The sequence below is a fragment of the Bacteroides neonati genome, from assembly GCF_000499785.1.
Taxonomy (GTDB): Bacteria; Bacteroidota; Bacteroidia; order Bacteroidales; family Bacteroidaceae; genus Bacteroides; species Bacteroides neonati.
In genome coordinates this window covers 377,909-393,151 of the sequence record NZ_HG726020.1, presented here as the reverse complement: position 1 = coordinate 393,151, position 15,243 = coordinate 377,909, and the positions used below count along the sequence as shown (strand labels likewise).

The following is a 15,243-nucleotide window of genomic DNA, read 5'->3' as shown; positions in this document are numbered from 1 at the left end:
ATGGAAAATAAGGAACTAATCAAACAGGTTACTGAGAAAGCCAATAAATGGCTGACCCCGGCTTATGATGCCGAAACTCAGGCAGAGGTGAAACGCATGTTGGCCAGTGAAGATAAAACCGAACTGATCGAATGCTTCTATAAAGATCTCGAATTTGGTACGGGCGGGTTGCGCGGTATCATGGGTGTAGGTACCAATCGCATGAATATCTATACGGTCGGTGCAGCGACTCAGGGACTTTCTAACTACTTAAATGCAAGCTTTAAAAACTTGCCTCAGATAGCAGTTGTTGTTGGCTATGATTGCCGTAATAATAGCGATCTGTTTGCTAAGATATCAGCCGATATTTTCTCGGCCAATGGTATTAAAGTGTATCTGTTCGACGGTATGCGACCCACTCCCGAAATGTCATTTGCCATTCGTTACCTCGGATGCCAGAGCGGTATTATCCTCACCGCTTCGCACAACCCGAAAGAGTACAATGGCTACAAAGCCTATTGGGACGATGGCGCACAAGTACTCGCCCCACACGATAATGGTATCATCGACGAGGTGAACAAGATCGCATCGGCTGCCGATATTAAGTTTGTGGGTAACCCCGATTTGATTCAGATCGTAGGCGAAGAGCTTGATCAGGTTTATCTGGACAAGGTAAAGACCGTGTCTCTTGATCCGCAAGCCATTGCGCACCAGAAAGACATGAAGATTGTCTATACCCCTATTCACGGTACCGGTATGATATTGATTCCCAGAGCACTCAAAATGTGGGGCTTCGAGAATGTATTGACTGTGCCCGAACAGATGGTGAAAGATGGTAACTTCTCTACCGTAGTATCTCCCAACCCCGAAAATGCCGAAGCGCTTTCGATGGCTGTGGCTTTGGCAAAGAAAGTCGATGCCGATCTGGTAATGGCCAGTGACCCCGATGCCGACCGCGTAGGTATTGCTTGCAAGGACGATAAGGGCGAATGGGTACTGATCAACGGTAACCAGACATGCTTGATTTATCTGTATTATATCCTGACGCAATACAAGCAGTTGGGCAAAATCAAAGGCAACGAGTTCTGCGTAAAGACCATCGTAACGACCGAGCTGATCAAAGCGGTAGCCGATAAGAATAACATCGAAATGATGGATTGCTATACCGGCTTCAAGTGGATTGCCCGCGAGATTCGCGAAAACGAAGGTAAGAAAGTATACATTGGCGGCGGCGAAGAGAGCTATGGCTTCCTGGCCGAAGACTTTGTGCGCGATAAAGATGCCGTATCAGCTTGCTGTCTTATAGCAGAAATTGCTGCTTGGGCTAAGGATAACGGCAAAACGCTGTATCAGTTGTTGCTCGATATCTATGTAGAATATGGTTTCTCGAAAGAGGTAACGGTCAATGTGGTGAAGCCCGGAAAGAGCGGTGCCGAAGAGATCAAACAGATGATGACTAACTTCCGTAACCATCCTCCCCGCGAATTGGCCGGATCGAAGGTGATTCTCTGCAAAGATTACCAGACATTGACTCAGACCGATGCCGATGGAAATGTATCGCCGCTGAATATGCCCGACACATCGAACGTGCTTCAGTATTTTACCGCCGATGGTTGCAAGGTTTCTGTTCGTCCCTCGGGCACGGAGCCGAAGATTAAATTCTATATCGAGATAAAGGGCGAAATGGGTTGTCGTAACTGCTATACCAGCGCCGATGCTACTGCCGATGAGAAAGCCAAAGCGATTATGAAATCACTTGGCATCTGATGAAGAAGTAAGGTAATAATATACTAAAAATGGCACAGATATACGCTTTCTAAGAAAACGTGGTATCTGTGCCATTTTTGTGTCTTGAGCACCTCTGCGTTAGGACTTACTATCTGCGGGAGTCGTGTCTAATACCTTCCATACAATAGAGGCAATGGCTCCGCCGAGGAAGGGGGCTATGATGAATAACCATAGTTGTGAAATTGCTTCGCCACCTTGAAACAAAGCCGGACCGATGCTACGTGCCGGATTTACCGATGTACCGGTAACAGGAATGCAAACAATGTGCACCAATACCAATGTTAATCCGATGGCAATACCGGCAAACTGGTTGTTGGCACCTTTCGAAGTAGCGCCTAAAACGACCAGCACGAAGATAAATGTAAAAACCGTTTCGGCTACAAAGGCTGTCACAGCATTGCTGTAACCATTGGCTCCGGTTAGCGTAGTGGTCGACCCTGAATCCTTTGCCAAAACATAGAGAATGGCCGAACCGATAATAGCACCGATTACTTGAAAGATCATGTACATGATTGCGTCTTTCGACGACATACGTTTGGATAGCCATACCCCCAATGTGATGGCCGGGTTAATGTGGCACCCCGATACTTTTCCTATGGTATAGACCATCGCCAGTACAGACAAACCGAAAGCAAAAGCAACTCCCAGTGTTCCAATGCTAGCAAAGGGTTGAGTAACTCCGGCAAAAACGGCACTACCACAACCCATCAGTACAAGTATCATTGTACCTACCATCTCAGCTACATACTTTTTCATATTTAGATTTGTTTAGTTAGATTGGTGTTGCCATTCGTTGGCAACCCATATAATTAAACAAATCGTGCTGCTATTTTGTTCCTCTATATTGTGCTATTTGTTGTGTATCTGATACATTATAAGGATGTAAGGTGTCGTAGGGTATCCCATGGCGCATACCATAACAGACGAGGACCCGAAAAGCGCATCACGATTCGCATCTGTTCTCGCATGGTTGGTTTGTAACAATGTATGGGGCATCGTTTGCAGGTACCTTTTTGCTCTCCAAACGTGCATTTATCCAAACGTGCATGAGCGTACTCTATCAAGGCTGCACAATCAGCACAGAGTGTTTCATTCTTCTCTTTCTTTCGGCAATAGAGTCGTATCATTAATTCGACTACCTGTTTCTCGTGTTCAATTTTCGATTTCATATAGCTTTCGATTTAGAAACGCCAAGCCAGTATTCGGCTGGTTTTGGTTCCTTGTTGCATGTGAATGGTTTTATATTCGGCCACAGAGACCGCTTGTAGTTGTGCATATAGTGTTTCGAGATGAGCAGCTTTCGATACCAATGTGGTAAACCACTTGCATTGATTAGCAAAGAGGCGGCTTTCATCGATCATTCGAATAAGAAAACTTAATTCGCCACCTTCGCACCACAGCTCATTGGCGTTTCCGCCAAAGTTGAGTTTTGCTTTTGCTACACTCTTCCCCTTTAAGCTGCTTAGCTTGCGCAAGGTGCCTTGTTGAGCTTCTTCGGGCGAGCTGTGAAAGGGTGGGTTGCAGAGTGTGGCTTCGTATTGCTCGCCGGGAGCAATAATGCCTTTGAACACCGACTGCTTATCTGTTTGCAGGCGCAGCTCGATACGGTATGCCAGTATCGGATTGCACGTTGCTATTTTGCGAGCGTTGGCCAACGAAGCGGTGTCGATATCACTCCCTACAAACGTCCATCCATATTCGATGCATCCGATAATGGGATATATACAATTGGCTCCCACACCAATATCGAGTATACGGCCGGGTGATGTTGTTTGAGAAGTATCTCCTATTAAATCGGCTAAATAATGAATATAGTCCGCTCTGCCGGGAATCGGAGGGCAAAGGCTGTTGCGTGGAATGTCCCAATACGTAATGCCATAATGGCTTTTGAGAAGTGCTTTGTTGAGTGCCTTTACCGCTTGCGGATCGAAGAAGTTGATCGATAAGTTTCCGTATGGATTGGGGGCTACAAACTTTTCGAGGGCCGGATAGTCAGCGATTAATCTGCCGAAATCGTATTGGCCGTTGTGCTTATTTCTGGGGTGTAATTCGTTTCTTTCTGCCATGGTGGCAAAGATAATGAGAATCTTTCGTTAAATTCCGATTCTTTTTATTTCTTTAGTCCTCTATCGCTAATCATTCCTGCCCGAGTCTTGTTGTTACTGCAACATCCGGATGAGAATAGATTAGCAGGCTACGAAAGTGTATATATGGATTTGTTGATGCTTCGATTGAATGATTGTATTTCGTTATCATTCTCGAGTTGTTCGTTTTTTTAAGGTTGTACACTTCGTAGCCTGTTTTTTTTGCCTGCACACGGCAGTGTTTCTCTAAATAGTTCTACCTTTGTAAGCGGAACCAAATAGTGCAACTATGAAGTACAAATTATTAGTCCTTGATGTAGACGGAACGTTACTCAATACGGAAAAGAAAATTAGTATGCGCACTCAGGCAGCTTTAATAAAGGTGCAACAGATGGGTGTACGTGTTGTTTTGGCATCGGGTAGACCGACTTACGGTCTTATGCCACTGGTCAAAACACTTGAACTGGGTAATTACGGTGGGTTTATCCTTTCTTATAACGGTGGGCAGATTATCAATGCCCAAAACGGTGAACTGCTCTTTGAGCGGCGCATCAATCCCGAAATGCTTCCTTACATAGAGAAAAAAGCGCGGAAGAATGGCTTTTCACTTTTCACTTATAACCAAGAGCGTATCATTACCACTTCGATTGATAATGAGCATATTCTGGGAGAAGCCGAGTTGAACAATATGGAGTTGATCAAAGAAGAGGAGTTTTCGATAGCTGTCGATTTTGCTCCGTGCAAATGCATGGTAGTCAGCGACAATGAAGAGGCACTGATCGACCTCGAAGACCATTGGCGGAGGCGGCTGAACGGAGCGTTGGATGTATTCCGTTCCGAACCTTACTTTCTCGAGGTGGTGCCACCCGCTATCAATAAAGCCAATACACTGGGTGCCCTGCTCGAAATACTTGAGCTGAACAGCGAAGAGGTTATTGCCATCGGTGATGGCGTTTGCGATGTATCGATGCTCCAATTGGCCGGACTAGGTGTTGCTATGGGCAATGCTCCCGACTCGGTCAAGATCTGTGCCGATATGATTACCGCTTCGAACGATGAAGACGGGGTTGCAGTGGCTATTGAGAAAGCGATACTGGCCGAAATTCATCCCGAAGATGTTCCCTTGGACTTGCTTAACCAGCAGGCGCGTCATGCCTTGATGGGCAACCTCGGCATCCAATATACGTATGCATCCGAAAACCGTATAGAGGCAACGATGCCGGTAGACGAGCGTACTCGACAGCCGTTTGGCATTTTGCATGGCGGTGCCACATTGGCTTTGGCAGAGACGGTGGCAGGCATGGGCTCTATGATTCTCTGTCAGCCCGATGAATTTGCCGTAGGTATGCAGGTGAGTGGAAACCATATCTCATCGGCCCATGAAGGCGATACGGTACGTGCAGTGGCAACCATTGTGCACAAAGGACGTTCATCACATGTATGGAATGTAGATGTATTGACTTCTACAGCGAAGTTGGTTTCGTCTGTTCGAGTTGTTAATAGTATATTTAAAAAGAGATGACGCCACAAAACCTTGCTCATGGCAAGATTATTGATGAATTAATACGCAGACAGTGTTCTTTTGCCATCTATCGTATTCCGGGAGAAGAAACACCACATTTTTTAATGCAACGCGAGGGTGCTGTACGTTCGATAGACTCTATTACGGCACTTAACGAAAAGCGGGGATTTGTCATTGCTCCTTTCCGGGCGAGCGAGGCTTGTCCGATTGTATTGATCGAACCCGATATCTTTTCATTAGACGATGTGGTGTTGTGTGACGACGCTGTGGCAGGAACTGATGCGGATGATGCGCCGGCCTTGCACGATGGGCATTCGTTGTATCCGCATACCAATGATTATGTGGCCTGTTTCGATACCTTTATTCGCGCTTTGCGCACGAAGCAATTTGAGAAGTTGGTCTTGTCTCGCTCGCTGACGCTAGAGAAAAAGACGGATTTCTCACCGGCGATGGCTTTCTATCAGGCTTGCGAACGTTACGTTCACTCGTACGTTTACCTTTGCTATACGCCACAAACCGGAGTATGGCTGGGTAGTACGCCCGAAATAATCCTTTCGGGTGGACAGGGCGAGTGGAGTACGGTAGCATTGGCCGGTACACAATCGCTTCAGAATGGCGAACTGCCGCAGCTATGGGATGATAAGAATCGCGAAGAGCAGGGGTACGTATCCTCATACATCCGTCGGCAGTTGCTTTCGTTGGGTATTCGCCCCGTCGAAAAAGGACCTTATCCGGCTTTTGCGGGAGCCTTATCGCATTTGAAAACAGACTTCTGCTTTTCGCTTGCCGACAATAAAGAACTTGGGCATCTGCTGAACCAGCTTCACCCCACACCTGCCGTATGCGGACTGCCCAAGGAAGAGGCTTATCAGTTCATTCTGGAGAACGAGGGCTACGACCGACGGTATTATACCGGATTCATCGGGTGGATAGACCCTGCCGGACGAACCGATCTGTACGTCAACCTGCGTTGTATGCACATTGCCCCCGACCGATTGACACTCTACGCCGGTGGCGGACTGCTTGCCTCGTCCGAACTAGAAGACGAATGGCAGGAAACGGAGAAGAAATTAAAAACCATGTTGTCGATGATCCACGCTTAATGTAGGCAGTTGCCATCATCGACGCTTAATAATGAACCATTATGGCTTTTACAGATAAGAAAAATATTCTGCAGCTCGTAGCATTGCTCGAAGCACATCAGGTGACTAAAATCGTACTCTGCCCGGGCAGTCGGAATGCGCCGATCGTACATACGTTGGCTACGCACCCCTCGTTTACCTGCTACTCGGTAACCGATGAGCGTAGTGCCGGCTTCTTTGCCATCGGGTTGGCACTGTCGGGAGGGCAGCCTGCCGCCGTATGCTGTACCTCGGGCACGGCATTGCTGAACCTGCATCCTGCGGTGGCCGAGGCTTTCTATCAAAACGTACCCTTAGTCGTTATTTCGGCCGACCGTCCGGCAGCTTGGATAGGGCAGATGGATGGGCAAACGGTACCTCAACCCGGCGTGTTCGGTTCGTTGGTGAAGAAGTCGGTAAACCTTCCCGAAATCTATACCGACGAAGACGAGTGGTACTGCAACCGTTTGGTAAACGAAGCCCTCTTGGAGACGCACCATCACGGCAAAGGCCCGGTGCATATCAACATCCCCGTGTCAGAGCCGCTGTTTCAGTTTACTACCGACGCCTTGCCGCAAGTACGTGTCATCACCCGCTATCAGGGACTCAATGTGTATGATCGCAATTACGACGAACTGATCGAACGACTCAACGGGTACACGAAACGCATGATCGTTGTCGGTCAGATGAACCTTATTTATCAGTTCGAAAAGAAATACGTGAAGATGCTCTACAAGCACTTCGCCTGGCTGACGGAGCATCTGGGCAATCAGACCGTTCCGGGCATCGCCATGAAGAACTTCGATGCGATTATCTATGCCATGAACGAGGAGCAGCAGGAGAAGATGAGCCCCGAACTACTCATTACGTATGGCGGACATATCGTGTCCAAGCGGCTGAAGAAGTACCTGCGCCAGCATCCCCCCAAGGAGCATTGGCATGTATCGCCCGATGGCGAGGTGGTCGATCTGTACGGTTCGCTCACTACGGTGATTGAGATGGACCCGTTCGAGTTTCTCGAAAAGATCGCCTTCCTGTTAGAGAATAGAACCTCGCCCTATCCCTTGCTGTGGGAGAATACGTGCAAGCCACTGCTTCCGCCCGTGCTGCCTTTCTCCGAAATGTCGGCCATCGGTGCATTGATACGCTCACTGCCCGAACAGTCGGCACTGCATCTGGCCAACAGCTCTACGGTGCGGTATGCGCAGCTGTTTACACTGCCCGCCGGCGTGGAGGTGTGTTGCAACCGTGGCACGAGCGGTATCGAAGGCTCCCTCTCGACTGCCATCGGATATGCTTCGGCGTCGGACAAGCTGAACTTTATCATCATCGGCGATTTAAGTTTCTTCTATGATATGAATGCCCTGTGGAATGGGCACGTTCGTCCCAACGTCCGTATTCTGTTGCTTAACAACGGCGGGGGAGAGATCTTTCATACGTTGCCTGGTCTCGAAATGTCGGGCACTTCGCATAAGTTCGTTACCGCCGTGCACAAAACATCGGCTCGCGGTTGGGCCGAAGAGCGCGGCTTCGACTATCTCCAAGCCGACAACGAGGAGCAGTTGAACGAGGCGATGGCTCAGTTTGCACAACCCGAATCGACCGGGCAACCTCTGTTGCTCGAAGTCTTTACCAACAAGAACAAGGATGCCCGTGTCCTGAAAGAATATTATCATTCGCTCAAGCAGCAATGAATTACTCATTAAATTATACAAAACAACCTATGTCAACAGCAAGAGAATGGACTACGATCAAGGAATACGAAGATATTCTGTTTGATTACTATAACGGCATTGCCCGTATCACGATCAACCGCGAACGCTATCGCAACGCATTTACCCCCACCACTACGGGCGAAATGAGCGATGCCATGCGTATCTGTCGCGAAAATCAAGACATCAGCGTCGTGGTGCTTACCGGTGCAGGCGATAAGGCCTTCTGCTCGGGTGGCGACCAGAATGTAAAAGGCCACGGCGGATACATCGATAAGAACGGTGTGCCCCGATTGAGTGTGCTCGATGTGCAGAAGCAGATACGCAGTATTCCCAAGCCCGTTATTGCAGCCGTCAACGGATATGCGATTGGCGGCGGACACGTGCTGCACGTTGTGTGCGACCTCTCTATTGCATCCGAAAATGCCATCTTCGGACAAACCGGGCCGCGCGTGGGCAGCTTCGATGCCGGATTCGGTTCCTCCTATCTGGCGCGCGTAGTAGGGCAGAAGAAGGCGCGCGAAATCTGGTTCCTTTGTCGGCAGTACAATGCGCAGGAGGCCTTGGATATGGGGTTGATCAACAAAATCGTTCCGCTCGAACAACTCGAAGACGAGTATGTGCAGTGGGGCGAGGAGATGATGCAGCTCAGCCCGCTCGCCCTTCGCATGATTAAGGCCGGACTTAATGCCGAACTCGACGGACAAGCCGGTATTCAAGAGTTGGCCGGAGATGCCACCATGCTTTACTATATGACCGACGAGGCTCAGGAGGGGAAGAATGCTTTCCTTGAGAAACGTAAACCGAATTTTAAGCAATATCAAAAGCTCCCCTAACCGAGGCGCTGTTGATCGAGCAGCTCGTGCAGTTTTGTACTAGCACGTAGTACAGGGCTGTACTAGCATCCAGTACAGGGCAGTACTGGCATCCAGTACAGGGCGGTACTAGACCTCAGTACAGGGCAGTACTAGCATCTAGTACAGAGCGGCACGAGTCGGTAGTACAATAATACTCCAAAACAGAACCCTATGTATTATATTCAGGTGATTCCTCACCAACTACATTTCAAGAAACCGGCAGGTACCTCACGCGGCACCTACGTAACCCGCAAGGTGTGGTATATTCACCTAACTGCCGACGAGTTTCCCGGGCGGATAGGCATCGGAGAGTGTGCGCCGTTGCCTCAATTGAGCTGCGACGATCTGCCCGATTATCCCCTCATCCTCGCCTCCCTCTGTGCACAGACGGCGGCAACGGGAAAGATCGATGTCGAGGCATTGCGCCCTTATCCATCGATTCTCTTTGCACTCGAAACCGCCTTTCGCCATCTCCAAGCAGATAGCTACGCCCTGTGGGATACCCCTTTCGGTCGTGGTGAAGCCGGAATACCGATCAACGGGCTCATTTGGATGGGCAACTATCGGCAAATGCTTGAGCAAATCGAAACGAAGATGCAGGCCGGCTTTCGGTGCATCAAACTGAAGATAGGGGCGATTGATTTTGAGCAGGAGCTGGCTTTGCTACGCCACATCCGGGCTCACTTTCGGGCTGCGGAGGTGGAGCTGAGGGTCGATGCCAACGGAGCCTTCGACCCGGCCGATGCACTGGAGAAGCTAAAGCGCCTGTCCGACTTCGATCTGCACTCCATCGAACAACCCATACGAGCCGGTCACTACGAGGAGATGGCACGCCTGACGGCCGAAACACCCCTCCCCATTGCGCTCGATGAGGAGCTGATCGGTTGGCATCGTGTGGCAGATAAGCAGCGACTGCTCGATACGATCCGTCCGCAATACATCATCCTCAAACCCTCCTTGCACGGAGGTATGAGCGGTGGCGAGGAGTGGATCGAGGAGGCTCGTAAACGGGAGATCGGTTGGTGGATTACCTCCGCCCTGGAGTCGAACATCGGTCTCAACGCCATTGCCCAGTGGTGTGCCACCTTCGATAATCCGTTGCCACAGGGCTTGGGCACAGGTGCTCTTTTTACAGACAACATAGCCATGCCCTTAGAGATACGAAAAGATTGTTTATGGTACGTAAATCCGAACAGATGAATTTAAACAGAAAAGAGCAGTACATTACATTGGAGGGGAAAACGTATTCGGCCGCAGACATTGCTCGCCTGTCGGCCTCCGTTAACACCCAAACGCCTCCGATGCTGGCCGAGCTTTATACCTTTCTCACAGCGTGGTTCGATGATTCGCCCACGATGAGGGTGCATACTTCGGGCTCTACCGGAACACCGAAGGAGCTGATCGTTCGCAAGGAGCAAATGATGCAAAGTGCACGCCTTACGTGCGAGGTATTCAAACTCGCCAAAGGAGATACCGCCCTGCTTTGTATGCCTTTGCGATACATTGCAGGAAAGATGATGGTCGTGCGCGCCTTGGTGGGCGAGTTGAACCTGATCGTTCGCACTCCTTCCGGGCATCCGCTGGCCGATGTTAAAGAGAAAATCCGCTTTGCCGCCATGGTGCCGTTGCAGGTTTATAATACGCTCGATACGCCCAAAGAGCTTAAGCGTCTTCGTCGCATCGACACATTGATTATCGGCGGAGGGCCTGTTACCACCCAAGCCTGGCATAAGATATGCCAACTGCCGGGCGAAGTCTATTCTACCTACGGCATGACCGAAACCCTGTCTCACGTTGCCCTTTGCCGTTTGAATAGCGATACGTCCGACAGTCTTACGTATCATCCCCTGCCGGGAGTGAAGTTCTCCATTTCGCCCGATCATACATTGGTCATTGAGGCACCTCTTATATGCGATGAAGCGCTGACGACCAACGATGTCGCTGCTCTCGCCCCCGAAGGTGGATTTCTGATCCTTGGCAGGCGAGACAATACGATCAACAGCGGCGGTATCAAACTACAACCCGAAATACTCGAAGCGTGGTTGCAGTTTGTCCTTCCGATGCCCTTTGTGTTCACTTCGGTTCCTCACGAGAGACTTGGCGAGGCTGTTGTGCTACTGGTCGAAGGGATACTTGAGATAGAGAAGATACGTGTGCTGGTCGAAGCCAATATGCCCAAACACTATAGATGCGGAAAGTACATCATTCCCGTACGTCAGATTCCTCTGACGGGCAATGGGAAGGTAGACCGTGTGGCATGTAGAGAACTGGCACGATCTATGTTTAGAACGAACGTGCAGGAAAGTTAATCCAACTTTTATTAAACAACTGCCGAGGAGCTCATTCGACTTGGCAGTATTATATCTGAAAATTAAAAAGAATTATGAAGAAAAGCACTTTATATCTATTTGGCTTTATTGTTACTCCACTGTGTGCTTTTGCTAAGCAAACCGACAAACCTAATGTGATTCTTATCATGGCCGATGATTTGGGTTGGGGAGATGTCGGGTTCAACGGCAATCGCATCATACGAACGCCCCATCTGGATGCATTGGCCTCCGATGGGGTTGTTTTTGACCGCTTCTATGCAGCGGCTCCACTTTCATCGCCAACCAGAGCAAGTGTTCTCACCGGTCGTCATCCCTTTCGCACGGGAGTTTTTTCGGCCAATGAAGGTATCCTTCGTCCGGAAGAGATCTGCCTGTCCGAAACATTAAAAGAAGAGGGGTATGCTACCGGTCATTTTGGCAAATGGCATTTAGGTACATTGACAAAGCAAGGCAAAGATGCCAATCGGGGTGGTGCAGCGTATCCCCATCTATATAATCCTCCGGTAGAGCATGGCTATGATATTGCTTTTGTTACGGAGTCAAAAGTCCCCACTTACGACCCCATGATATGCCCGGAAAAGAACAACGGCCGGTTTTGGAATGCTGTAACTCCCGGAGAGTCTGTGCGAGATTACGGCACCTCCTATTGGGATATAGCCGGAAATAAAGTAACCGATCAGGTGAGTGGAGATGATAGTCGGGTGATTATGGATCGTGTTCTTCCCTTTATTGAGGATAACCGCCTGAAGAATCAGCCGTTTCTAAGTGTAATCTGGTTTCATGCCCCTCACTTGCCATGTGTTGCGTCGCCTCAACATGCAGCCATGTATCAGGGGTTTTCTATGGAAGAGCAAAACTATTACGGATGCATCACCGCCATGGACGAGCAGGTAGGGCGTTTGGTTGCTCACCTCAAAGAATTGGGTTTATATGAAAATACACTCATCCTGTTTTGTAGTGATAACGGTCCCGAAATAGGTACTCCCGGATCTGCAGGCAACTTTAAAGGGCTTAAACGCTCATTGCACGAAGGTGGAATCAGAGTCCCTGCATTTATGGTATGGAGAAAAGAGACACCTGCCGGGAAGCATGTAGCACAAGCATGCTCTACAACTGATTATTTTCCTACTGTTTTAGATATTTTGGGTCATACGGGCTCCACCAAGCAAGCGTTAGACGGGGAGTCTTTCCGACGCTTTGCGAATGGCTCGACTCGTGCACGCAGTAAACCGTTACTCTTTGGCTCCATGCTTCAGGGTGCTGTTCTTGAATCGGACTATAAGCTCTATTACTCGGAGGGGCAGTATGAGTTGTATAATATAGAAGAAGACCCCTTTGAACAGAAGGACTTGCATGAAGTAATGCCTAAAAAGGCAAAGCATCTCAAGAAGATCTTATATAATCAGTTTAACGAATACAAAGACTCTTTCGATGGAAAAGAGTACGGCACAGAGTCTGTGAAACGAATGAAACAAGAGTGGCACACTATTTTTAAAAATGAAAGAAAATGAAACACAGCATGATACGTAACAGAGCCTTGATTGGCCTGCCTTCTCTCTTGCTTTTGGCAGGTGTGGCAAAGGCATCGTCGGTCGAGAAACCTAATATTATTTATATATTGGCAGATGATATGGGTATTGGAGATATCCGTGCATTGAATGCCGCTTCGCAGATACCCACTCCTGCGTTAGACCACATGGTTGACAACGGAATGCAGTTTACCGATGCACATAGCAATTCGGCCGTTAGTACTCCCACGCGCTATGGTACGTTGACCGGACGGTATGCTTTTCGATCGGCGTTAAAAAAAGGAGTGTTAACCGGATACTCCGAACCATTGCTTGAACCGGTGCGTGAAACAGTAGCCTCCTTTCTGAAAGCAAATGGCTATCGTACTGCCTGTATTGGTAAATGGCACCTGGGACTTCATTGGAGTAAAAAAGACAGTACGAAGGCACTGTACGAAGGCAGCGAATGGGATACTACGGATACACAGAACGTAAACTACGAAGCCTCCATTACCGGCGGACCCACCGATTGTGGTTTTGATTATAGTTACATCCTGCCTGCATCGCTCGATATGGCTCCTTATGTATACATTGAAAATGGCAAGCTGACCGCTCCCGTAAACCGACATGCTCCGACATGGAAAAGCGATGAAGCAAAGGGCATGTGGTATCGTCATGGAGATATTGCAGACGATTTCTCCCATGATACTTGTTTGCAACGCTTCACTGCGCAGTCAGTAAAGTACATTCACGAGGCTAGCAAAAATAAATCGCCCTTCTTTCTATACTTCCCTCTTAGCGCGCCTCATACTCCCTGGCTTCCGTCGGCAGAGTTTCGTCATCGGTCTAATGCCGGTGTGTATGGCGATTTTGTTTGTATGGTCGATGACGTGGTACGTCAGATCTACAAGGCACTCGAAGAGAGCGGTCAGGATAAGAACACAATTGTTGTTTTCACCAGCGATAACGGATCGATGTGGGGACAGGAGGATATCAACGCGTTTAATCATCGTGCTAATGGCATCTACTCGGGTGCAAAATCAGATATCTGGGAAGGAGGTCACCGGATTCCTTACCTTGTAACATGGCCTCAAAAGATTCAGGCAGGTAGCCGATCGTCACAATTGGTTTGTTCTACCGACTTATTGGCTACCTGTGCCGAGATGCTACAAACTCCCTTATCTCCCGATGCAGGCGAAGATAGCTATAGCTTTTGGAGCGTATTACGGGGGAAGTCAAGTGGACAGTCTCATTTGCGCGAGTCGCTTATATCTCATTCTGTCGAAGGTTATTTTGCTTTTCGTCAGGGGCCGTGGGTACTGTTAGATTGTAAAGGCTCGGGTGGCTGGGCTTTGCCCGAGAAAGAAGCGAGTGATCGACCTTCTATGCAATTATACAATTTAGAGCAAGACGCCAGCCAACAAAACAACCTGGTGGAGCATTATCCAGAGCTTGTAAAAACGATGAAGTCGCGTTTGGACCAGCAAAAGCTGCAAGGACGAAGTCGCTAAAAGGCATTGCGGTGCAACAATACCCAAGCGATTAGAGGCAAATACTCCTTTAATTCGGCACGTAGAAAATCCATTGTCCGTTGTTTGTATCGGTCAATGGATTTTACGCTTAAGTTCATCTCTTTAGCTATCTCGGCATGTGTTTTGCCTTCAAAAAAGTTTTTCGTAAATACAACTCGATAACTTTCGGGCAACTTATTCAGTGTTTCATACAACATCTTATAAAGCTCTTCGAGTGTATAAATGCTATCGGGAGCTGTTGCATATATTGGGTCACGTTTCTGGCAGAGTTCGGCATAACTCCATTCATACTCTAGGTGCTTTAGGTAGTTCAAACAGCTATTACGTACACAGGTTTTTAAATATCCCAATGCTGTTGTCTTATTTAATTCAAAGGAATCTTCTTTATCCCATAAAGAAGCGAATACGTCCGAAACAATGTCTTCGCAGGTACTAGAATCGTCAATAAATCGTTTGGCATATAGACAGAACGGGGCGTAATACTCTTCGTATAATTTTTTAAAGTCTTTTTCTTTATTCGTACTAGTAAAGGATATTCTCATCGTTTTAGTCGCTGGTGTAACTATTCATGTGCGTTGCAAAGATAACGCTAATAATTAAAAAAGCTAAATTTGACTCATTGTTTTTTCTAAGGGCTTTCGATCGAGCAAATCAACAACCTCTCTTTTCCCCATAAAAAGTATTGCGCCGAAAAAAAAATGAACTTGATAAATGCATAAGTATCATTGCTATTAAGAGCTGATATTATAGTAGGAGATGCTTGATCTAAAATAGACAGCAATGAGTTGAAATAAGTTTTGGTGTCTATTT

General features: G+C 48.2%; 13 protein-coding genes. 9 read left to right on the top strand and 4 right to left on the bottom strand.

What is annotated here, in order from left to right; all coding sequences use genetic code 11:
* A complete protein-coding gene (locus TY03_RS04670) occupies positions 1-1,746 on the top strand; it encodes a phospho-sugar mutase (RefSeq protein ID WP_042367829.1) in 1,746 nt (581 codons plus the stop codon).
* 99 nt (positions 1,747-1,845) lie between these two features.
* Here the strand turns inward: TY03_RS04670 and TY03_RS04665 are convergent, their stop codons facing one another.
* From TY03_RS04665 to rlmF, 3 genes are all read right to left on the bottom strand, one after another.
* Complete coding sequence (locus TY03_RS04665) at positions 1,846-2,523, bottom strand: MIP family channel protein (protein WP_042367827.1); 678 nt, start codon at positions 2,521-2,523, stop codon at positions 1,846-1,848.
* Positions 2,524-2,639: 116 nt separating this feature from the next.
* A complete protein-coding gene (locus TY03_RS21735) occupies positions 2,640-2,936 on the bottom strand; it encodes a nitrous oxide-stimulated promoter family protein (protein ID WP_074434135.1) in 297 nt (98 codons plus the stop codon).
* A 12-nt stretch (positions 2,937-2,948) separates the two neighbouring features.
* Positions 2,949-3,833 carry a 23S rRNA (adenine(1618)-N(6))-methyltransferase RlmF gene (gene rlmF / locus TY03_RS04660; protein WP_042367824.1) on the bottom strand — a complete coding sequence of 295 codons (885 nt, stop codon included), beginning with the start codon at positions 3,831-3,833 and terminating at the stop codon, positions 2,949-2,951.
* A 307-nt stretch (positions 3,834-4,140) separates the two neighbouring features.
* Between rlmF and TY03_RS04655 the strand changes: the two genes are divergently transcribed.
* The 8 genes from TY03_RS04655 to TY03_RS04620 all read left to right on the top strand — a co-directional run bounded on the left by TY03_RS04655 (position 4,141) and on the right by TY03_RS04620 (position 14,412).
* Entirely contained in the window at positions 4,141-5,373 is a 1,233-nt protein-coding gene (locus TY03_RS04655; RefSeq protein WP_042367822.1) for a Cof-type HAD-IIB family hydrolase, read from the top strand.
* Entirely contained in the window at positions 5,370-6,476 is a 1,107-nt protein-coding gene (locus tag TY03_RS04650; RefSeq protein WP_042367820.1) for an isochorismate synthase, read from the top strand. The genes TY03_RS04655 and TY03_RS04650 overlap by 4 nt, the downstream gene beginning before the upstream one ends.
* 41 nt (positions 6,477-6,517) lie before the next feature.
* Complete coding sequence (gene menD / locus TY03_RS04645) at positions 6,518-8,188, top strand: 2-succinyl-5-enolpyruvyl-6-hydroxy-3-cyclohexene-1-carboxylic-acid synthase (RefSeq protein WP_042367818.1); 1,671 nt, start codon at positions 6,518-6,520, stop codon at positions 8,186-8,188.
* Positions 8,189-8,217: 29 nt separating this feature from the next.
* Positions 8,218-9,042: a 1,4-dihydroxy-2-naphthoyl-CoA synthase gene (gene menB, locus TY03_RS04640; RefSeq protein ID WP_042369155.1), complete on the top strand. Its 825-nt coding sequence runs from the start codon at positions 8,218-8,220 to the stop codon at positions 9,040-9,042.
* 192 nt (positions 9,043-9,234) lie between these two features.
* Positions 9,235-10,263 (top strand): o-succinylbenzoate synthase, encoded by a 1,029-nt coding sequence (locus TY03_RS04635; protein ID WP_042367816.1) that lies wholly within the window; start codon positions 9,235-9,237, stop codon positions 10,261-10,263.
* Positions 10,260-11,372: an AMP-binding protein gene (locus tag TY03_RS04630; RefSeq protein ID WP_042369154.1), complete on the top strand. Its 1,113-nt coding sequence runs from the start codon at positions 10,260-10,262 to the stop codon at positions 11,370-11,372. Before TY03_RS04635 ends, TY03_RS04630 begins: the two co-directional genes overlap by 4 nt.
* A 74-nt stretch (positions 11,373-11,446) precedes the next feature.
* A complete protein-coding gene (locus TY03_RS04625) occupies positions 11,447-12,904 on the top strand; it encodes a sulfatase family protein (RefSeq protein ID WP_042367814.1) in 1,458 nt (485 codons plus the stop codon).
* Entirely contained in the window at positions 12,901-14,412 is a 1,512-nt protein-coding gene (locus TY03_RS04620; RefSeq protein WP_074434134.1) for a sulfatase family protein, read from the top strand. Before TY03_RS04625 ends, TY03_RS04620 begins: the two co-directional genes overlap by 4 nt.
* Here the strand turns inward: TY03_RS04620 and TY03_RS04615 are convergent.
* Positions 14,409-14,975 carry an RNA polymerase sigma-70 factor gene (locus TY03_RS04615; RefSeq protein WP_042367812.1) on the bottom strand — a complete coding sequence of 189 codons (567 nt, stop codon included), beginning with the start codon at positions 14,973-14,975 and terminating at the stop codon, positions 14,409-14,411. The genes TY03_RS04620 and TY03_RS04615 overlap by 4 nt on opposite strands.
* Positions 14,976-15,243: the final 268 nt, after the last annotated feature.